This is a genomic window from Gemmata obscuriglobus (assembly GCF_008065095.1).
Classification (GTDB): Bacteria; Planctomycetota; Planctomycetia; order Gemmatales; family Gemmataceae; genus Gemmata; species Gemmata obscuriglobus.
In genome coordinates, this window is sequence record NZ_CP042911.1 from 4,799,152 (window position 1) to 4,818,757 (window position 19,606).

At 65.6% G+C, this 19,606-nt stretch carries 16 protein-coding genes and 3 pseudogenes; 14 read left to right on the top strand and 5 right to left on the bottom strand.

Going from position 1 to position 19,606, the window contains the following annotated elements:
• Positions 1-356: 356 nt before the first annotated feature.
• On the bottom strand, positions 357-1,958 hold the full coding sequence (locus GobsT_RS19830; RefSeq protein ID WP_162542150.1) for an alkaline phosphatase family protein: 1,602 nt from the start codon (positions 1,956-1,958) through the stop codon (positions 357-359).
• A 566-nt stretch (positions 1,959-2,524) separates the two neighbouring features.
• On the opposite strand from GobsT_RS19830, the gene GobsT_RS38860 reads away from it, so the two are divergent.
• The 3 genes from GobsT_RS38860 (at position 2,525) to GobsT_RS39785 (ending at position 4,665) form a co-directional block, all read left to right on the top strand.
• The gene (locus tag GobsT_RS38860) at positions 2,525-2,995 is read left to right on the top strand and encodes a hypothetical protein (protein WP_197905131.1); all 471 of its coding nucleotides are present in this window, start codon (positions 2,525-2,527) and stop codon (positions 2,993-2,995) included.
• Between the two features lie 61 nt (positions 2,996-3,056).
• Entirely contained in the window at positions 3,057-3,941 is an 885-nt protein-coding gene (locus GobsT_RS19835; RefSeq protein WP_010050924.1) for a DUF1559 family PulG-like putative transporter, read from the top strand.
• A gap of 421 nt (positions 3,942-4,362) precedes the next feature.
• Complete coding sequence (locus tag GobsT_RS39785) at positions 4,363-4,665, top strand: RNA recognition motif domain-containing protein (RefSeq protein WP_010050922.1); 303 nt, start codon at positions 4,363-4,365, stop codon at positions 4,663-4,665.
• Between the two features lie 120 nt (positions 4,666-4,785).
• On the opposite strand, the gene GobsT_RS41130 is transcribed toward GobsT_RS39785, so the two are convergent.
• Positions 4,786-5,996, bottom strand: a protein-coding gene (locus GobsT_RS41130; RefSeq protein WP_417936405.1) for an ISAzo13 family transposase whose coding sequence is annotated in 2 segments (ribosomal slippage) — positions 4,786-5,525 and positions 5,525-5,996 — 1,212 coding nt in all. Because the reading frame shifts where the segments join, the coding sequence is not laid out codon by codon here.
• Between the two features lie 173 nt (positions 5,997-6,169).
• On the opposite strand from GobsT_RS41130, the gene GobsT_RS19850 reads away from it, so the two are divergent.
• Positions 6,170-6,670, top strand: a complete 501-nt coding sequence (locus GobsT_RS19850) for a transposase (RefSeq protein WP_010052912.1) — start codon at positions 6,170-6,172, stop codon at positions 6,668-6,670.
• A gap of 18 nt (positions 6,671-6,688) precedes the next feature.
• On the opposite strand, the gene GobsT_RS19855 is transcribed toward GobsT_RS19850, so the two are convergent.
• Positions 6,689-7,513 (bottom strand): IS5 family transposase, encoded by an 825-nt coding sequence (locus GobsT_RS19855; protein ID WP_010038832.1) that lies wholly within the window; start codon positions 7,511-7,513, stop codon positions 6,689-6,691.
• A gap of 67 nt (positions 7,514-7,580) precedes the next feature.
• On the opposite strand from GobsT_RS19855, the pseudogene GobsT_RS19860 reads away from it, so the two are divergent.
• From GobsT_RS19860 to GobsT_RS19870, 3 genes and pseudogenes are all read left to right on the top strand, one after another.
• Positions 7,581-7,997, top strand: a pseudogene (locus GobsT_RS19860) (transposase); the annotation flags it as partial.
• Between the two features lie 66 nt (positions 7,998-8,063).
• Positions 8,064-9,395 (top strand): IS701 family transposase, encoded by a 1,332-nt coding sequence (locus GobsT_RS19865; RefSeq protein ID WP_029600695.1) that lies wholly within the window; start codon positions 8,064-8,066, stop codon positions 9,393-9,395.
• A 30-nt stretch (positions 9,396-9,425) separates the two neighbouring features.
• A complete protein-coding gene (locus tag GobsT_RS19870) occupies positions 9,426-9,881 on the top strand; it encodes a hypothetical protein (RefSeq protein ID WP_010053415.1) in 456 nt (151 codons plus the stop codon).
• 285 nt (positions 9,882-10,166) lie between these two features.
• Here the strand turns inward: GobsT_RS19870 and GobsT_RS19875 are convergent, their stop codons facing one another.
• Positions 10,167-10,724 (bottom strand): 3'-5' exonuclease, encoded by a 558-nt coding sequence (locus GobsT_RS19875; RefSeq protein WP_109570989.1) that lies wholly within the window; start codon positions 10,722-10,724, stop codon positions 10,167-10,169.
• Positions 10,725-11,069: 345 nt separating this feature from the next.
• On the opposite strand from GobsT_RS19875, the gene GobsT_RS19880 reads away from it, so the two are divergent.
• The 5 genes and pseudogenes from GobsT_RS19880 to GobsT_RS19900 form a co-directional block, all read left to right on the top strand.
• Positions 11,070-11,459 (top strand): SET domain-containing protein, encoded by a 390-nt coding sequence (locus GobsT_RS19880; RefSeq protein ID WP_010052450.1) that lies wholly within the window; start codon positions 11,070-11,072, stop codon positions 11,457-11,459.
• A 385-nt stretch (positions 11,460-11,844) separates the two neighbouring features.
• Positions 11,845-13,440 carry a hypothetical protein gene (locus GobsT_RS19885; RefSeq protein ID WP_109570988.1) on the top strand — a complete coding sequence of 532 codons (1,596 nt, stop codon included), beginning with the start codon at positions 11,845-11,847 and terminating at the stop codon, positions 13,438-13,440.
• 304 nt (positions 13,441-13,744) lie between these two features.
• Positions 13,745-16,300, top strand: coding sequence for a phenylalanine--tRNA ligase subunit beta (gene pheT / locus GobsT_RS19890; protein ID WP_148087810.1), 2,556 nt, complete (start codon positions 13,745-13,747; stop codon positions 16,298-16,300).
• A gap of 251 nt (positions 16,301-16,551) precedes the next feature.
• Complete coding sequence (locus tag GobsT_RS19895) at positions 16,552-16,776, top strand: hypothetical protein (RefSeq protein WP_010051229.1); 225 nt, start codon at positions 16,552-16,554, stop codon at positions 16,774-16,776.
• A gap of 273 nt (positions 16,777-17,049) precedes the next feature.
• Positions 17,050-17,403: pseudogene (locus GobsT_RS19900) on the top strand (DNA methyltransferase); the annotation flags it as partial.
• Between the two features lie 42 nt (positions 17,404-17,445).
• On the opposite strand, the gene GobsT_RS19905 reads toward GobsT_RS19900, so the two are convergent.
• Positions 17,446-18,574 (bottom strand): IS3 family transposase gene (locus GobsT_RS19905; RefSeq protein ID WP_417936319.1). Its coding sequence is split into 2 segments (ribosomal slippage): positions 17,446-18,294 and positions 18,296-18,574, totalling 1,128 coding nucleotides; the frame shifts between segments, so codons are not numbered across the junction.
• Positions 18,575-18,641: 67 nt separating this feature from the next.
• Between GobsT_RS19905 and GobsT_RS19910 the strand changes: the two are divergent.
• Both GobsT_RS19910 and GobsT_RS38875 read left to right on the top strand, forming a co-directional pair.
• A pseudogene (locus tag GobsT_RS19910) lies at positions 18,642-18,944 on the top strand (SAM-dependent DNA methyltransferase); the annotation flags it as partial.
• A complete protein-coding gene (locus tag GobsT_RS38875; protein WP_197905132.1) occupies positions 18,941-19,600 on the top strand; it encodes an Eco57I restriction-modification methylase domain-containing protein in 660 nt (219 codons plus the stop codon). The pseudogene GobsT_RS19910 and the gene GobsT_RS38875, both read left to right, overlap by 4 nt.
• The last annotated feature ends 6 nt before the right edge of the window (positions 19,601-19,606 follow it).

Consider the following 19,606-nt stretch of genomic DNA (forward strand, 5'->3'; position numbering starts at 1 on the left):
ACCACGACTCGCACACTTTTGGACAGATTTTTCGCGGAAAAGGGTTCGCTTGACCAGCCGGATTGGCACCGACACAGGTTCGTCGCTACTTCACTCGTTCCCCGTCCAACTGCACGGCCCCAGCGCCCGTGCCTCACGTGTTCTTCTCCCACATCGTAGCACCCCGAACACCCAACCGTCAACTCGCCGAGCGTCGCTGAGCACCATAAAGCGTTACTCAGAAACGGGATCGGACTTTTTACCGCTTGTAGAAGAGCAATCACGGCCGAAACTGGTCAGACCTGAGCCGGCCTCGGCTTACAACAGCGTCTCGTTATAACGACACGCCAGGACAGCTTCTTGAAAATCTGTAAGCATCACTTTTGTGCGGCTTTGAAGAGCCCATCAGGAACGGTTGTAATCGATCCGGTCGGGGGCTTTATGCCGGCGGCCTTCGCCAGGATTGCGGCCGCCGCGAGCGGCGTGACTCGGTCCTTACGCACCCCAGAAACGACGCCCGTGCCATATACAACCAGCGGTACGTGAGTGTCGTATGGATGCGGACTACCGTGTGTCGTGCCGGTACCGAGCGTTGCGGACGGCAGATAATACGGTTTCAGCAGCACGTACACGTCTCCGCACCGCTCTGCGTGGAACGAACGCGTAACCATTTGCCCGATCGCGTCCGTTGCCGGAACGCCATCCATGAGCGCGGTACGGGTGTATGAGGCTTGAACTCCGGTTTGTTTCGTCAGCCAGTCGGAAAGAGCGTTTTCAACGTCCGATTGTTTAAGTCCTGCAGCCTTCACCGCTTTCGTGTTCAAATACACCCACGGTCCCGATATGGCCTCAACCCACTTTGCAGTCCCTTTGGCGTATTTCTCTGTTAGGAACGCCTCGATCTTGGATGCAGTGGCCGGTTGAACGCGCGCCGCGTCACGCCCTTCTTTGCGACTCACCTCCGGTAACGGACAGATGCCGTGGTCGGCGGTCATCACAAGAACGTACTTGCCCTTCCCCACTTTGGAATCGAGCGTGTCGAGTAGGCGCTTCATGATCCGGTCGGAGCGAAGCGTCACATCAAGCACCTCTTGCGAATCCGGCCCCCATGCATGACCGACCGCGTCGTTTGACGAGAAACTGAGCGACAGCAGGTCGGGAACGTCGTCGGCCCCCAGTTTCTCTGCGGTGACCGCGGTTTCAGCGAGTTCGAGCAGTAAATCGTTACCGAATGGCGACGTGTAGATTGCGTTCAGGTAAGCGGGTTTGGTTTTCGGGTCGGCCGGCTCGAACGGGTGCGGAAACACACGCCCCTGCCCGGCAGCACCTTTACTCTCACCGCTCACGTCGTCGGGGCCGCTCAGTTTCGCGTAGTCGAGGTCGGCCCGGAACCGGTCCCAGGTCTTGCCGCGCCACCGCTCGGCCGGCTTGATCTTGTTAAAGTCCGCAACCCACGGGTGAACGGCGTCGCGATAAAATGTGGACGTGACGAACTGTCCGGTTCCACCGTCCATCCAATACACCGCGTCGGGCGATTTGCCGCCCGGCAGCGCCGCACCGCGGTTCTTGAGCGAAAGCGCGACCACTTTACCCTTCCCAACGGTGCCGAGCTTAAGCGCGTCGGCAATCGTCGGCTTCAGGAGTCGATTGGGTGATACACCGCCCTTCGCCCCCTTCTTCTCGTCCTCGTCGGTGCCGGCGAGTGTCCGCAATGGCACCTGTTCATGGCGCTCGGAACCAACGCAGTTGACCGACTTGCCCACGCCCCGATCGAACCAGTCGTTGCCAACGACCCCGTGCTCGGCCGGACCGCACCCGGTCGCGACCGACGAATGCCCCGCGGCGGTGACGGTGTACGCGTAGGGATAATGGCAGTTATCGAACCAGGCCCCCTCGTCCGTAATTCGCTTGAATCCGCCCTCGCCAAACTGTGACTTCCAGCGGGCGAGGTAATCGCCCCGGAACTGATCGAAGTACACGAGTACGACGAGTCGCGGGGGGATGGGTTTGTCTGCCGCGTGGGCAGTGGGCGGTGGAACGAGCGCGGGGAGAGCAACGATGAGAAGGGATCGCAGCACGCAATGATCTCCAAATAGGGCAGCATCTTCACATTACGACTCGACACCCGGCTCGGAACCGTCATCGCTCCAAGGGAACGCCGCGGCAGGGTCCGCGCCAAGTCGAACGAAAAGGAGGCGCGGCCGACCTCGGGAGCACACGCACCCATGTTACCCTGACGCCGGGTCATTTGAACGCGCATCAGTCGCGTTATGCCCCATTTCCGACTACAGCACGCACGAAAGCCGCATCCGCCAGCCCGACATTCACACATCAAACCACACAGTGGTTGGCACGGCCGTCACGATCGCCTGCCAAGCCTCTCCTTCGGCCGCCTGAGTGATTTAGTTAGGAACCCTTAGAAAGCGCTTGCACGCAACTCCGGAGTGGGTATCCTCGTGTCGTCGCGGGCGATCGCACGCCTGCGTTGCGTTCTGTCAAAAGTAGCCACTCTCCTTTTCGGTCATCATCCTGCTGTGAGGCCCTTATGTCCCGGTCCCCCTCTCCGGACCAGTTAACGCGCCACACCTGGCCACGGTGGGCGTTGGCGGCGTTTGCTCTCGTTGCTCTCGCGGGCTGTTCGAGCGATTCCGTTCAGACGACCGCGAACCCGACAGAAGAGCGCCTTCGCGCGATCGGCACCGCTTACGGGCGGGCGTCGGACGGGCTCAAACGCCCGCCCCGGAGCGCGGAGGAACTCAAGCGGTTCCTGCCGGACGTGCCCGGGACCGATCCGGCCAGCGTTCTGGTGTCCCCGAACGACCAGAAGCCGTTCGTAATTGTGGCCGGCGTGAACGTGCGCGAGCTCGGGGCATCGGACGCGGTCAATGTGCTTGCCTACGAGCAGGTCGGCTCGGGCGGCACGCGGTACGTTGTCGATTCACGGCTCAGCGTGCGTCCGTTTTCCGCGTCCGAGTTCGAGAAGCTCCGTTTTCCCGCGGATCACAAAAAGCCGTGACGCGTTCGCGCCGCGGCCGGATCGTGTCTCACTCCTTCCGTTACTTTGCCGGAGGTCGTACGTGTTCTCCCACCCTCTCTCCGCCCGCCGCGCCGGTCGGCGCGGGTTCACGCTGATTGAACTGCTCGTGGTGATCGCGATTATTGCGATCCTGATCGGGCTCTTGCTGCCCGCCGTCCAAAAGGTCCGCGAGGCCGCCGCACGAATGTCGTGCGCCAACAACCTCAAGCAGCTCGCGCTCGCGTGCCACAACCACCACGACACCCTCGGGTACTTCCCCCAGGGCGGCGACCGGTATTACTCCGCGCGTCTGGGGAGTAACGGGAGCTACGCCACCGCCAGCGCCACACAGGCGACGAGCCAAACGTGGGGGTGGGGCTACCAGATCCTGCCGTACATCGAGCAGGACAACCTGTGGCGGAACGCGACCGACGCCACCGTCAAGGGCACGGCGTTGAAGATGTTCTCTTGCCCGTCCCGGCGGGCGCCGACCATTTACAACGGCGGGATGCTCAGCGATTACGTGGCCAACGGCGGAACGACCGGCGAGAACGTCGAACCGCACAACGGCGTGGTCGTTCGGTTCAACGCCGGCGTCATCCAGCTTCAGACAATCGCCGACGGAACGTCCAACACGATCGTCTTTGCCGAGAAGTTCGTGTCCAAGGACGTATACACGGGCGGGATGTGGGGGGACAACACCGGCTACTACTCGGGGTGGGGTTGGGACTCGGTCCGGTTCCTGACCAACCCACCCGCTCAAGATATCGTCACGACCGATTGGGGCAGTTACGGGCACCGGTACGGCTCGGCGCATTCGAGCGGCTTCCAAAGCGCGTTCTGCGACGGCTCGGTTCGGAACGTGCGCTACGGGGTGACCACTAGCGCGCTCCAGGCGGCATGCAACCGCGCCGATGGTCAGGTCTTCAGCCTCAACGACCTGTAAGTGGCGACGCCCGACGCGCGACCCACTTGTGTTTAAACGAGTGGGCAAGGGACGTATTCGCCCGTTCAGCGTGAGTCGGGTTTAACCTCGGACCGTTCCGCGCAATGCTTCGGAGGGCGCATGACGGCGCTCGCCGTGAAACGCGGAACGCGTCCGTGAGCCCTGACGCGAAAGTCGGAATCGGCATTCGCGCGGCGCCCCGCATCGGGTATAATGTCCTCACGCGGACAACCAGTCCGCCCGTCAGGAGATGATGCTTTATCGTTCCGCTCGCGCCAGCTCATCTTGGATTGCCCGCCCTGTGCCGTCCACTCACAGCACCCAGGACTGCTCCGCCGCAACGCGGCTCCTGACCCGGTCACGGCTGCTCCAGCCGTGCGCCGTCCGTTTCCCGGGCCGAAAGCCCAGAAGAGAGTGCGTTTTGAAGAAGCTCTACGTTGGTAACCTGCCGTTCAACGCAACCGCCGACGAACTGCGCGAGATGTTCTCCGCGTTCGGCCGCGTGCTGAGCGCGACCATTTGCACGGACCGCGACACCGGTAACAGCCGCGGGTTCGCGTTCGTTGAACTGGCGGAGGGGGCCGACGAAGCGGTCCAGGGTCTGAACCAGGCCCAGTTCGGCGGCCGCAGCCTGACGGTGAACGAAGCCAAGCCCCGCGAGGGCGGCTCGTCCGGCGGATCGCGAAGCGGCGCCAGCCGCAACGGGTACTCCCGCAGCTACTGATCGCCCCTTCGGTAATGAAACCGCCGCAGCGCCCTGAGCAATGGGCGCCGCGGCAGTTGTTGTGAGAGCGCGTCACGCGACTCAGGGCTTCAGCCGCGTAAGGGACTCGGCAAAAAATAACTATCCCAACGGAGGCAGTTCGTGGCCAGGGATGTCCACGAACCAATCGTTGAGATCCGGCAGCCGATGAACCTCGTCTTCGACCTGCGCCATTTCCTTTTTCGTCAAGCGGACGCCCTTCGGGTAGGCATCGGTCAGTACCTCAACGGTGGGATGCTTGCCGCCCCAGGTCATCGACCGGGCGAACCCGAGGACCGCTTCGCGGGTGTCTAACAGATCTCCGCCCCAGTGGTTCTCGAGTACCCCCCAGCAGTGCTCGATCGGGTTGTACTTGCTGTGGTAGGGCGGGTAATACGCCAGCCGCACGAGCCGCCTCCGCTGACGCGCCAAGGCCACCATCCTCTTGAGGAACTGGGTTCGCCGGCCTTTGTTCTCCGGCCCGTTGTCTTGGTTGATGACCAGTGTCCGGACCCGCGGGAAGCGCGGCTGGTGCTGTACCCACCAGCGGTCCAGGATGTCCACGATGAAATCGCTCGTCACCCGCGACGTCGTGAAGTACAGCCACAGGTCGCTGTCACGCGGCAGCAACAGCCCGTAGGGTGTCAGGACCTCTTCGGCCCGGAAGTCGTGGTCCGCGGCCTTCGTTCGTACTCGGTTCTTGCCCTTGCGCGAGTACGCCCCCACCTGAACACCGGCTTTCGCGTCCAGCGACAGCCGCAGCGTGTCGGCACTAGCGTCGGCCTGCGGGTTGATCTCCTTCAGCCGTGCGAAGATGGCATCGGTCTGGGGGATCTTTTTTTGGGCACGCACTTGAGAACCTTGGTCGGGTGGAACCCGAGGTCGTTGAGCTTGGTGCGGAGGGTTCGCGCCTGGGGCAACTGGTCCGCGCGGTACCCCTTCGTGGCGACCAGCTGACGCCGCACTTCTTCGGCCGTCAGCCGGGTATACAGGCGCAGGGTGCGGAACCGCGGGTCCGCCTGGCTCTGGCTGGTGACGAGGTCCCGGATGTCGGCCAGCAGGTCGGGCAATCGGTCCTCGGCACGGTGCCGGCCTCGCGCCGAGAACGCGTCGCGGGCCACGACGCCCGAGTTCAGTTCCCGCATGCCCTTGCGGATGGTGACCCGGTTCCACCCGAACGCCTCTTCGGCTCGGCGTTGACCGCCGGGACCCAACGCACGCACCACCCGGGCCATGAACAACCGTCGTTGCGCCCCGCGCAGATCGTTCGCCGCCTCGATCAACGCGGGCGTGAGTGTCTCGCCGAACGGAATCACAGCGACCTCCTGCGGGTACCACCGAGAAGGTCATCCTACGATACGAGAATTGGGATAGTTATTTTTTGCCGAGTCCCTAAGCTCGACTGATGCCGATTCTGGGGCCGTCCGTGGTGAGGTAACATGAGGGTTGCTGAAGCTCCCATGGCCCTCGCCCACGGACGGCTGCCATGATTCTACCACCCGAGGCGCACGACCTGGTGCAGGTTCTGGCGCTGCATTTCACCAACCCCACATACCAACGGTTCTCGACGCTCCTGGTCGGGGCCCTGGTCACGACCGGGCGACGGACCGTGGCCAACCTGTTGCGCACGCTCCGGCACCTGACACCGGGGCACCGGACCGATTACCAACGGGTGCTCTCACGCGCGCCGTGGTCCGGGCTCGCGGTTGGGTGCGCCGTGATGCGGTTCCTGCTGGACCACGTGGTCCCTGCGGGCCCCGTGATGCTGGTCGGCGACGACACGGTCGATGGGCACCCGGGTCGGTGCGTGTACGGCAAGGCCCGGCACCGCGACCACGTACGATCGTCCCACGCCTACACCGCGTGGCGGTACGGGCACAAGTGGGTGGTGCTCGCCGTGCTCGTCAAGTTCCCGTTCGCCACCCGCCCGTGGGCGCTGCCCATTCTCATCGACCTGTACCGGTCTCAAGAAGACGACCGTAAGTGACTGTCCCATATGTGAGATTTATGCCACCGTGTGGTATTGAAACTCGGCGTCGCCCCCTTTCGGCTCAAGCCGGTTGAGCATCAGGTGGATCATGGCCAACTTGACGAACGCCTCCGACGACCGCACCGTCTTCTCCCGGTCCTTGGACAACCGCCGGCACGTCCCCAGCCAGGCGAACGTCCGCTCCACCGTCCACCGCCGCGGTAACTTCACCCACCCCTTGGCCCCGTCCGGGCGGCGGACGATGACCAGCTCCCACCGGGCGTTCGTCTCGACCCACTCGTACAGGGCGTAGTTGTGGTACTTGCGGTCGGCGAACACCCGGCGCACCTTCCCCATCGGTTGCTCGTCCAGCCGGCCGAACAGTTCGGCCGCCGCCTTGGCATCATCGACGCTCGCGGCCGTCACCAGCACGGCCAGCAGCAACCCCATGGAATCCACGAGGATGTGCCGCTTCCGCCCGTCCACGTTCTTGGCGTTGTCCCGGCCCCGCTCCTCGCCGCCGGAGGTCGTGTCCACCGACTGGCTATCCACGCTCGCGGTCGTCCGGGGCGAGTACGGCCTCTCGGCGGTGCGGACCTTTTTGCGGAGAAGGTCATGGATCGTGTCGCGGGTGCCGTTGTGTCGCCACTCGTCGAAGTACCGCCCGACCGTGGACTTGGGCGGGAAGTCCTTGGGCCGGTACCGCCACTGGCAACCGGTCCGCAGCACGTAGAAGACCGCGTCGGTGACGTCCCGCAGGGCGGTGGTGCGGGGACGGCCGCCGGGGTACACGGGGATGTGTGGCTCGATGAGCCCCCACTGCTCGTCGGTCACGTCGCTCGGGTAGGATTGGGTTCGCATGGACCATTCTACCCACCCAACCGCCACATATGGGACAGTCACTTAGCGGAACCGGCCGCACCGGACACCGGCGCGGATCATGTGCGTGCTCGTGCGGGCCCTGCTGATCCGATTCCCGAACCGCACGTTCGTATTGGCCGGGGATGCCGGGTACGGGACCCATGAGGTCGCCCGGTTCGCCCAGCGTCACCGGGACCGACTCACCCTGGTGAGCAAGTTGCACCCCAAGGCCAACCTGTTCGAGCCCCCGCCCCCGTACTCGGGCCACGGCCGGCCTCGGGTCAAGGGCGCGCCCGTGCCCAAGCCGCGTCAGGTGGTCGATGCGGCCCCGGCGTTGGCCCCGTTGAAGGTGGGATGGTACGGGGGCGGCCAGAGGCAGGTCGATACGCTCACCGGAACCGGGCACTGGTATAAAGCGGGTCACGGCCTGGTCTGTACTTTCCGCGAATTTGTAGGTCGGGAGGTGATGGTGGGTTCGGAGTAGACGAGTGCCGGCCCGTCCGGGAGGATGGCGTTACCACACGACCAGCCACCCCGAACGGACACGGCCATGCCATCTGCGCATACTCCGTCCCCGCGTTGCCACTGGTTTTCGGTTCTGGCCGGGGCACTGGATCGGCGCTCGGGTCGGCGGTTGGCGGCCCTGTTCCTGGGTGTGCTGCTGGCCCGCGGGCGGCACGCCCTGAGTTGCTGGATTCGGGCGGCCGGATTATCGTCCCAATACCGCCGCTGTTACCCCACCGCGGCCGCGGTCGGGCGCCGGGTCGAGCGCATCGCGACCCGGTTGTTGGTCGAGATCCTCAAGCCCCTGGTGACCGGGCCGCGGGTGGTGCTGGCGTTGGACGACACACCGACCGCCCGGTACGGACCGAAGGTACAAGGGGCCGGGGTGCATCACAACCCGACACCCGGGCCGGCCGGGAGCGCATTCGTGTACGGGCACGTGTGGGTGGTGCTCGGGTTGCTGGTGGCGCATCCACTGGGTGGGGTCGTGGCTCTGCCCCTGTTGGCCCGGTTGTACATCCGGAAGGCGAACCTGGGCGCGGTGCGGGCGACCGATCGGCCCCGGTTCGCCACCAAGCTGGCGATGGCCGTTGACCTGGTGCGGTGGGCGCACGGATGGCTGAAGATGTGGGGCATGGCGGTGTGGGTGGTGGCCGACGGGGCGTACGCCCAGGGGCCGGTGCTGAAGCCGCTGCGGAAGCTCGGGGTGACGGTGGTGAGCCGGCTCCGCCGGGATGCGGCCCTGTGCTCGTTACCGCCCGCGCGGGAGCCCGGGCTGCGCGGGCGCCCGCGGGTGTACGGAACGGCACGGATCTCGTTGGCCAAGCGGGCCGGGCACAACGGCGGGTGGAGCACCGGCACGTTCACCGTGTATGGGAAGACCGTCGAGAAGCGGTACAAGACGTTCGTGGCCACCTGGCGCCCGGCCGGTGGGGCGATCCGGGTGGTGCTGGTGGACGAGCCCCACGGATGGGTCGCGTTCTTCAGCACCGACCCGGGCGCGACGGTGACCGACATCTTGGAACGGGTGGCCGACCGGTTCACCCTGGAGACGTGCTTCCGGGATCTCAAACAAGTCGCCGGGACGGGCCAGCAACAGGTGCGCGGGGTGCCGTCGAACGTCGGGTGCTTCCACCTGTGTGCATGGGCGCACACCCTGACCGAGGTGTGGGCCTGGGCTCGGAACGCGGACGAGTTGGTGGGGCACCGGTCCGCGTCCCCGTGGGACGATCCGAGCCGGCGCCCGAGTCACGCGGACAAGCGCCGGGCCTGGCAACACGAGCTGTTGGCCGAGGAGATTCGGGCCGTTGTGGGCGAGCACCACGACCACACGAAAATCCGCGACCTCGCCTACCGGTGCTTGGACTTGGCCGCGTGAGCACGGCTGATTCGCGGAAAGTACAGCCTGGTGCCGATCCGCTGGGTATTCGTCCGGGACACGACGGGCACACACCGGGACGAGTACTTCTTCACCACGGACCTCGGCCTGACCGTGTCGGCGGTCATCGCGATCTACTGCGGCCGTTGGAATATTGAGACCACGTTCCAAGAGATGCGCGCGGAACTGGGCCTGGAGACGACCCGCGGGTGGCGCGAGAAGACCGTGTTGCGGGCGGCCCCGTGCCTGTTCGGGTTGTACACCGTGGTGGCCGTCCTGTTCCACACCCTGCCCGCATCGAAGCGAACCGGGGCCGTGGAATGGCCGGGCAAGACCGTCACAACCTTCTCCGATGCGTTGGCGGCGGTCCGGCGGTGGCTCTGGGCCGAGGCACTTTTGCCACAGGCCGGGCAAACCATGGGTCTTGATAAACTCCCGGAGCCCGTACGCGAGCTCTTGCTTACCACGCTCGCACCCGCCGGATAAGCGTCACAGATTCGGCATCAGTCGAGCTAAGTGCATACGACGCGTGCAGTCCGGCCGTCGTCTCGAAACCAGTCGGCGCCAGAATCGCGTCCGCCACCTCGGCCATCTTCGCCGTCGTCAACAAGCCCCGTGGAACGATCCGGCAGCAGTTATCGAGCCTACCGCAAGGGCGAGGCCAACGAGCCTTGTAGTCAACTCGGCCCGCTCAAGAACGCTTCGCCCGCGACATTACCACCCCGGCGATTTCAGCACGGTGGCTGCCGTGACGCGGGCAGTCGAGCGGGGTCATTGCCTTTTGCGGGCCGCCGCGAGCATGTTGCAGAACAGCTCCCCCTGGCCGAGCGCGTCGTCGAGCGCCCGGTGGGTGTGCGGCCGGTCCGAGAACCACCCGCGGGGCATGTTGCTCTTCGTCGCGTTGCGGTAGTCGCACCCGAGCGCCACCATCGCGAGCGTCTTCATGTCCAGCGCCGAGAACGAGAACGGCGACTCGCCGGCGAACCGGATCAGGTACCAGTACATGAACAGGAAATCGAACCCGGCGGGGTACGCGACGAACACCGGCTTGCCGGGCAGGCCCTTCACCCACGTGACGTACTCGGGCAGCACGTCGGCGGGCTCCCGCGTCCCCTCGCGGCACGCGTCCCAAGCGTGCGGTTGCGTCCTCCACCAGGCCATCGTCTCGGGGTGCCCGTAGGCGCCGGACAGGGTGCGCAAGTTGGCCTCGAACGTCCCGAGGACCTTCCCACCGGCGGTGAACGCAGCCGACCCGAAGCTGAGCATCGAGTGCGGGCCGGGGATCGGCCCGTCCGTCTCGACATCGGTGCTGACGTAGATCTCTTCCATCCCTCTGCTCCCCGGCGCCACGCCGTCAGCGCTCTAACGCCGATCCGCTCGCCCGGGGTCAGTTTACGTGCGGCCGCGGCCGTGTCGCCGCCAGCAGCCCGTCCGGTCCTCTCTGCGCGGTCGCCGTGACGACCGCGCGGCGGCCTGCGTCTGCTGTCGCACATGGGATCGATTCGTTCGGCTGACCCGAACTGTGCGAACGCGCGGATCGCTCCGGGCGTGCCATCGGCACCGGCCACGGATTCGCGGTCCGCCCCCGTTTAGTCCTCAAGCCGCCGGCACCGGCGAATCGATGTGGCCAAAGGCCACAGCACGCCGATCGAACCTGAGCACCCGCGCCGAAGCATGAGTACCACGAACGAACCGCCCGCCCTGTACGTCCGAAAGGTCCGCGGTATGGGCCGCGGCGTGTTCGCCGGCCGCGCCTACCGTGCGGGCGAGGTGATCGAGGAGTGTCCGGTCGTCCGGATTCCGACGCACCCCAAAGGCCCCGGGGGGAAGGCACTCGAGCACTACGTGTTCGAGTGGGACGCGGGCACCGGTGAACTGGCCATCGCGCTCGGGTACGGGTCGCTGTATAACCACTCGCCGGAGCCGAACGCCCGGTTCAAACCGCGGATGTCGCGCAACGACATCGTGTTCCGGGCGCTCCGGGACATTCAGGAGGGCGAGCAGATCTTCGTGGACTACCGGTGGGACGCGGCTGAATACGAACAATTCCACGGGGGCTCGTGACAGCCGCCAGGACCGCTCCGGTCGTCTCCTACCGCTCGCAACGCGCGGGCGACACGGAGCAATTCACACCGGCTGTCCTGACTACACCTTAACCTTGCGAGTGTGATTGAACGCACCGCGTCTGCCGGATGCTTGTACCGCCCCGGGGCCACCTGGTGCGTGTTCGGCGCCCTTCGGACACATCGGTCCGCGTACAATTTCGCATGGCGTTCATGGCGCGACCGGCGCCCTCGATACATCTCGTCGCCCGGCGCGGGGTTACGGTTCGTTTCCGGTTGACACCCCCACCCCACCGTTTAAGTTCAAGTAAAGAGTGAAAGGTGCGGCCCGCCGCGCGCCATGAACCCTTGAGACCGCACCTTCGGCCACCGCGACGAGGAAACTCATGGCCAAGACCAAAGAGGCGAGCACCCCGCTGATCTGCGCGGTGGTGTTCTTTGTGCTCACGACCATCGCGTTCGGCGTGATGTGGTACCTCTCGTACTCCGAGATGGACACGCACGTGAACAACAAGAAGAACGCGGAGAAGGACCTCGCCGCGATGCGGACCTCGAAGGACGAGGCCGAGCGCCTCGCCCGCGTGTACCGCATCCTTGCGGGCGTCTCCCGGGACGACGACGTGCAGGTGGTCACCACCGAGGCCAAGCCGAACGACAAGATCGCGGTCGAGGTGAAGCAGTTCAACGACACCCTGATCAAGAAGTCGGGCGTCGCGGACGCTGCGGGGCTGCCGAAGGAGATCGAGCTGTGGGCGATCGACGCGAACGGCAAGGTCGGCACCCCGCCGCCCGAGGGGCTGATCGGTCAGGTGGCCAAGCTAAACCGAAAGGACACCCTGTACGAGTCCATCGAGAAGGCGCTGGCGAACTACCAGAAGCTGGCTCAGTCGATGGTCGACGACGCCAAGAGGCTCCAGGCCGCTGCGGCGGCACTGAAAGAGGCGTCGGACAAGTTCCCGGCCGATGTGAAGAAGCAGGTGGCCGACGTGGTGGCCGCATTCGACAAACGGACCGAGACGTACCAAAAAGATATGGCCAAAGCGAGCAAGGATCTCACCGACGCCAATGACGCTCGTGAGTTGGCCGCTCGCGAACTGAGACGGGCCACCGCCAACATTAAGGATCTGCAACAGGACAACCAGCGCCTCGCGCAAGAGGTGAACAAGGGCGACCGCGACACGTTCAGCTTCGACGAGCCGCAGGGTAAGATTCTGCGGAAATTGCCCGACGGCGTGTACGAGATCAACCTGGGTTCGGCGGCGAACGTGCGCCCGGGGCTCACGTTCACGGTGCAGCCCCGCGACTTCCAGGAGAAGGGCCGCGAGTCGCGGATGCGGTCCGTGCGGGTGCCCGACCCGAAGGGCGGGTTCAAGTCGGTCGACAAGTTCATCCCGCGCGGGGCGGTCGAGGTGTACGAGGTGCTCGGGCCGAACCTGTCTTTGGCCCGGTTCCAGCGGTCCGCGGACCCGCAGAACAGCCCCTACGGGGCCGAGTTGGACCCGGTCCGCGACGGCATCGTGGTCGGCGACCTCCTGTTCAACTCCGTGTGGCGCAAGGGTGTGGCGGATCGTGTCGCGCTGGTGGGCATCTTCGATATCAACGGCGACGGCATTGATGACATCGAAACGGTGGTCCGCGACCTGACCAAGATGGGCATCCCGGTGGACGCGTACTTCGACATGAAGAAGCGCGTGTGGGTGGGCCAGGTGACCGAGCGCACCCGGTACGTGGTCGAGGGGTACTACCCGATCAACTCGGCCACCGACCCCAACCGCGACGAGAAGACCAAGCTGCTCAACACCATGAGCGCGGCCATCAACGAGACCAAACAAAAAGGCGTGACCGCCGTTAACTTCCGTGACTTCTTCGGCCGCATGGGCTTCAAGTTCCGCCTTGATGTGGCCGACGACCGGATCAACCAGGCGACCGTCCCGTACCTCAATAACGTGGGCGTTGGTGACCCGGCCCCGCCGGCGCCGTGATCTGAAAGCGAAAATCGGTCCGGGCCACGGGCCCCGCGGCAATGGTAGATTGCCGCGGGGCCCGTGGCCCGCCTTCGTTCGGCCGGCAATTACGGTTCGGGGTGCCGGGGCCTTCGGTGCGGATGCGCAGGACATCTCTTCGATCGGCCCCATTGCCCGCATTCCGCACCGCGCGGCGGCGGTTTGCGGGCGCGATCGTTTCCCCCACATGCTGATTCCGACCGGGCCGCGAACCACTGCCGGCCCGCGGGCTGTCCCGTAACATGTCAGGCATTCGCACTCCGTGAAGTACAAGGCCGACGCCATGCTCGTTCCGCTGTCCTGGCTCAAAGACTACGTGCCCCTCCCCGCCGACCCCGGCGCCCTTGTGGAGCGGCTCACCATCGCGGGGCTCGAGTCGTCCGGCGTGAAGCTGTTCGGGGTGCCGGCCGCCGGCACCTTGCGCGTCAAGCCCGAGGACGCCGGGCTCGTCTGGGAGCGCGACAAGCTGGTCGTCGCGCAGGTGCTCGAGATCACCAAGCACCCCAACGCCGACTCCCTCAAGCTCGTCAAACTCAACTACGGCGCCGGCGAGCCCAAAACCGTCATCACCGGCGCGGAGAACATCGCCCCCGGTCAGAGCGGGATGAAGATCGTCCTCGGGCTGCGCGGCTCGCGGTACTTCTTCACCGGCAAGGACGGCAAGAAGACCGTCATGACCCTCGAGCCGAAGGCGCTCCGCGGCATCGACAACGACGCCATGTGCATGTCGGACTTCGAGCTGGGGATCGCCGAGGAGAGCGAGGGCATCATCATCCTCGACGACGCCGACGCCGAACCCGGCACGCCGGTTCAGGACGTGCTCGGCGAGGTCGTCGTCGAACTCGACATCCTGCCCAACATGGCCCGCTGCCTGTCGATGCACGGGATCGCCCGCGAGGTCGCGGCGCTCACCGGCGTCGCCGCGACCATCCCGACCCCGGTCGTCCCCGTCAGCCACGAGAAGGTGGAGGGTAAGGTTCACGTCGAGATCGCCGACCCGAAGCTGTGCGGCCGGTACACCGCGACCGTCGTCCGCAACGTCACGGTGAAGGACGCGCCGCGGTGGATGCGGTCGCGCCTGCACGCCGCCGGGATGCGCCCCATCAACAACGCCGTGGACATCACCAACTACGTGATGCTCGAACACGGCCAGCCGCTGCACGCGTTCGACTACGACGTGCTCGTGGCCCGCGCGGGCGGCAAGGCCCCCACGATCACCGTGCGATCTGCCAAAGCCGGCGAAACGCTCAAAACCCTCGACGGACAGGACCGCGAGCTGTCGCCGGACAACCTCGTGATCGCGGACGCCGCCGGCGTGATCGCGCTCGCGGGCGTGATGGGCGGGGCCGAAACGGAAGTGTCCGCCGCCACGAAAACGCTCCTGCTCGAAAGCGCGAGCTTCGACTTCGTCAGCGTGCGCAAGACGGCGCGGCAGTTCAACCTGTTCAGCGAGGCCAGCACGCGGTTCAGCCGCGGCGTTCACCCCGCGCTTGCCGGCACCGCGGCCGTCCGCGCCGCGCAACTGTTCCACGACCACGCCGGCGGCGAGGTGCTGGCCGGCGTCGTCGACAGCTACCCCGCGCCGGTCCCGCGCCAGGTCATCGACCTCAACGCAGGCGACATCGAGCGGCTGCTCGGGTTCAGCATTCCGCCCGCGGAAGTGGCCCGCGTCTTGACCGCCCTTCAGTTCCAGGTGGAGCCGAACGGCGAGGACGCGTGGGTGGTCACCACCCCGGAAACGCGGCTCGACATTCAGGCCGGGGTCGCGGACCTGGTGGAAGAGCTGGCGCGCGTGTACGGGTACGACAACCTGCCCGAGCGGCTGCTCCCGCTGGAGCTGCCCGAGCCGAAGGGCAACCGGGCGCTCGAACTCGAAGACCGGGTGCGCGACCTGCTCGCCGACCAGGGGTTGAACGAGGCGATCACGTACTCGCTCAGCAGCGCGGACGCGGAAGCGAAGCTCCAGCCCGCCGCGCCGCAGCCTGCGGCCGAAGGGCAAGCGGGAAGCGGCTTCGTCGCGCTCCTCAACCCGCTGTCGCCGGAGCGGGCGGTGATGCGCCGGGTGCTGCTCCCCGGGTTGCTCCAGGTGGCACAAAAGAACCTCGAAGCGGCGGACAGCGTCGCGCTGTACGAACTCGGGTTCGTGTACCTGCCGAAGCCGGGCGAGCGGTTGCCGGCGGAGCCGCGGAAGCTGGCGGTCGTGCTGTGCGGTCGGCGGACCGGCGCGGCGTGGGACGATCCGCAAGGCGTCAGCCCCGCGAAGTACGACTTCTACGACCTCAAGGGCGTGGTGGAAGGGCTGACGGGCGACCTGCACATTCCCGGCGTGTCGTTCGCACCGACGCGCGACGTGCCGTGGTTGCACCCGATGCGCGCCGCCGAACTCCGCGTGAACGGCGCGGCGGTCGGAACGTTCGGCGAGTTGCACCCAAAGGTGGCGGAGGCGTTCCTCCTCGGCGAGCGCGCCGTTCAGGTCGCCGAACTCGATCTGGAAGCGGTCTTGGCCGCGGTGCCCGCGCGGTACGGGTACAAGCCGTTCAGCACGTTCCCGCCCGCCAAGCGGGACGTGGCCGTGGTGGTCGCGGACGCCACCCCGGCGGAGGCGGTGCTGACGGAGATCCGGACCGCGGGCGGCGACCTGCTGACCGACGCGAGCCTGTTCGACGTGTACCGCGGCGCGGGCCTGCCGGAGGGGAGCAAGAGCCTCGCGTTCGCGCTGACCTACCGGGCGCCCGACCGCACCCTCGGCGAGAAAGAGATTGCCAAGGCGCACGAGAAGGTCGAGGCGCGACTGAAAGAAACGCTGAAAGCTCAGATTCGCGGGAAGGATCTCGCCTGATCCCGCGGAGCGACCGCACCGCGGTCCGGGTAGCCGTGCCGCGGTAGCAGGCGGCGTTACCGAGCGCGGGCGTCAGGCCGTTACGATGCGCAACGGGACGAGCCGGCCGAGGTGTAGTCAGAGCGTAACCGTACCTACCGGAACCTCTGCGCCGGGTGCGGCTCGCTCGGCGATCCCGTTACCGCACACTCCTGACCGCCGCTCGCGCGGGTGTGCTGTCAGTACGGCTTTGCACGCGAGGGGTCCTGAAAATGAGCGCCGACATCCAAACCCCGCCGCCGACTGCGGGCGGCGCGAGGCCGATCCCGCCGATCGCGGGCGCCGCCGAGAAGCTCCGCGCGATCGCCGAGAAACAAGCCACCCTCGGCAAAGCGACGTTCGAAGCGCTGCTCGGGGCCGGTGCGCACCTGTGGGCGTCGGAAGAGGAATTCGAGCGGTTCCAACAACTCGTACGCGAATCGCGGGGCAAGGAATAGCCGTGGCCTTCCGCCTCATTGACACGAACATCGTGCCCGACATCAGGCTGCACCACGCACTTTTGCCCGACTTGGAGCGAAGGGGCAAGTCGGGCGGTTGCGCCCGTGAGTCCCGCGGGGAGCGCTTACCACACTCGCAATTCGTAGCCGATGGAACGCGACGAATGCGTAACTGTTGACCTGCGTGGCGGTCGCCGTTACCCTCGCGAAAGAGATCGCACCTGAGGGGCCTTCGGCCGCGTGGTGATCGATGACCTTCAAGGATGTTCGCACGTGAACTTGGTGAAGTCCAAAGACCGCGTCGCCGACCACGGGGAGGTGTTCACCCCGGCGTGGCTCGTGGACGCGATGCTCGATCTGGTAAAGGATGAGACCGAGCGCATTGATTCGCGCTTCCTCGAACCGGCGTGCGGAAGCGGCAACTTCCTTGTTCCGGTGCTGCGGCGCAAACTCGCGGCCGTGGAACTCAAGTACGCGAAGTCTGACTTCGAGCGGCGGCACTACGCGATACTCGGGCTGATGTGTATCTACGGCATCGAGTTGCTCGCGGATAACATCGCCGAGTGCCGCGCGAACTTGCTGGAAGTCTTCGCAGAGTACTTGGGCCTGACCGCGTCGGACGAACTACAGTGGACCCCATTGTCTAGACCAAAAAGTTGCTATCCTTCGCTACTGTTTCGTCGGGGCCTTCGTGGCTCCGACGCCATACACCTGAGCCGGGGTGCGGTAGTCCAGGGACTGGTGTAACCGCTCGGTGTTGTAGAACCCGAAGTACGCCCGGAGCCCACTCTCCAGGGCCGGCACCGACTCGTAACCCTTGAGGTACACGTCCTCGTACTTGACGCTCCGCCACAGGCGCTCCACGAACACGTTGTCCAGGCACCGGCCCCGCCCGTCCATGCTCACCGCGACCCCGGCCCGCTCCAATCGCCCGACCCACGCGGCGGCCGTGAACTGGACTCCCTGGTCCGTGTTGAACACCTCCGGCTTGCCCCGGCCCAAGGCCTCCTCCAGCATGTCCTGGCAGAATGACCCGTCCAACGTGTTGGACAGTCGCCAGGCCACCACGTACCGGCTGAACCAGTCCATCGTTGCGGCCAGGTACATGAACCCGGTGGGCATCGGGATGTACGTGATGTCCGTGCTCCACACCTGATGGACCCGGTCGATGGCCACGCCCCGCAACAGGTACGGGTACACCTTGTGCCCGGACCCGACCGACAGCTTGGGCTTGGGGTACAGGGCCTCCAACCCCATGATCCGCAACAGCCGCTGCACCCGCTTGCGGTTCACCTCGTGGCCCTGGGTGCCCAGCCACGCGGCCAGGCGCCGGCTCCCGTAGAACGGGCACGTCGTGTACTGCTCGTCGATCAACCGCATCAGCGTCAGGTTCTCCGCGCTCTCCGGGGTCGGCTCGTAGTACACCGTCGAGCGGTTCAATCCGATCAGCTCGCACTGGCGCCGGACGCTCAGCTCCGGGTGCTCGGCCTCGATCCGGGCACGCTTGGCCTCAGCCGAGGGCGGCCGATTTTTTTTTCACCCAGTCGAGTTCCACCTTGAGGCGGCCGATCTGCTCGTACAACTCGGTCGTCTTGTCTTCCGGGGGGCCGGTGCCCTTCGCCCCCGAGGCGAACACGGCCTCGGCCCCGGTGAGCAACTGCTTCTTCCACCCATGAATCAGGGTCGGGTGGACGCCGTGCTGACTCGCCAGTTCGTTGATGGTCTTGTCGCCCTTGAGGGCCGCCAGCGCGACCTGGGCCTTGAACGCCGCCGAGTGACTCTTCCGCTTGCCCGCCATGGGTTCCCCTTTCCTGGGCCTCCGGTATAGCTTAACCGGCGGTCCAGTTTTCGGGGTCCACTATAAACTCTACCGCGCCGCGTTCTTCGTTCTGTCGCAAAACCTCGTCCACGAGGACGCACTCACGATGCGCGCCCGCGACGAGCAGCCGATCACGTTCGCCGAGTGGGGCTACCTGGGCAAGGGGAAGTTCCAGCGGCGCGATTTCCACTTCGATTTCCTCACACAGTCCTCGACCTTCAGCGCGGAAGGTTCGCTCTTCGCCGACCTCGGCAAGCACGAGATTTTTACACCTGATAAGACGTACCCACCAACAACCGTAGGCGAACTAGCAATTGCCTACGGCGTTACGGCGAAGAGGGCCGTATGAGCATACAAGTCGACTTCGGGCTAAAGGGCCGCAACCCGGACGTGCTGACGTGCATCGCGAACCTCTCCAATGACGAGGTGTTTACTCCGCCTACGTTCGCCAACCAGATGCTCGACACCCTGGAAGCGGCCTGGGCGTCAGACCACAACGGCGCAATCCTGTGGGCCGACCCGAAGGTTCGATTCCTCGACCCGTTCACCAAAAGCGGCGTTTTCCTGCGCGAAATCGCTAGTCGACTCATCAAGGGTTTAGAAGGGTTAATCCCAAACCTACAAGCGCGCGTCGATCACGTCCTGACGAAGCAGGTATTCGGCATCGCCATTACGCACCTGACGAGCTTGCTCGCGCGGCGCAGTCTGTACTGCTCAAAGCACGCAAACGGTAAGCACTCCGTTGCAAAGTCATTCACCACTGACGCCGGCAACGTCTGGTTCGAGCGGGTCGAACACACCTGGCAAGGCGAAAAGTGCCGCTATTGCGGGGCCAACGAGCGCGACTACGAGCGGGGTGACGGCCTGGAGTCTCACGCCTACGCGCTGCTACACACTGACGATCCTAAATCGCGGCTGGCCGAGATATTCGGAGGGGACATGCAGTTCGATGTCATCATCGGCAACCCACCTTACCAACTGGGCAGAGCGGCGGGGACTCTGTAGGCCGTT

Excerpts from the sequence above, each read along its gene's own strand:
- GobsT_RS19865 (WP_029600695.1), top strand. The coding sequence starts at position 8,064 with ATGCCATCTGCGCATACTCCGTCCCCGCGTTGCCACTGGTTTTCGGTT.
- pheT (WP_148087810.1), top strand. The coding sequence starts at position 13,745 with ATGCTCGTTCCGCTGTCCTGGCTCAAAGACTACGTGCCCCTCCCCGCC.
- GobsT_RS19880 (WP_010052450.1), top strand. The coding sequence starts at position 11,070 with ATGAGTACCACGAACGAACCGCCCGCCCTGTACGTCCGAAAGGTCCGC.
- GobsT_RS38875 (WP_197905132.1), top strand. The coding sequence starts at position 18,941 with ATGAGCATACAAGTCGACTTCGGGCTAAAGGGCCGCAACCCGGACGTG.
- GobsT_RS19895 (WP_010051229.1), top strand. The coding sequence starts at position 16,552 with ATGAGCGCCGACATCCAAACCCCGCCGCCGACTGCGGGCGGCGCGAGG.
- GobsT_RS19875 (WP_109570989.1), bottom strand. The coding sequence starts at position 10,724 with ATGGAAGAGATCTACGTCAGCACCGATGTCGAGACGGACGGGCCGATC.
- GobsT_RS38860 (WP_197905131.1), top strand. The coding sequence starts at position 2,525 with ATGTCCCGGTCCCCCTCTCCGGACCAGTTAACGCGCCACACCTGGCCA.
- GobsT_RS19850 (WP_010052912.1), top strand. The coding sequence starts at position 6,170 with ATGATTCTACCACCCGAGGCGCACGACCTGGTGCAGGTTCTGGCGCTG.
- GobsT_RS19855 (WP_010038832.1), bottom strand. The coding sequence starts at position 7,513 with ATGCGAACCCAATCCTACCCGAGCGACGTGACCGACGAGCAGTGGGGG.
- GobsT_RS19885 (WP_109570988.1), top strand. The coding sequence starts at position 11,845 with ATGGCCAAGACCAAAGAGGCGAGCACCCCGCTGATCTGCGCGGTGGTG.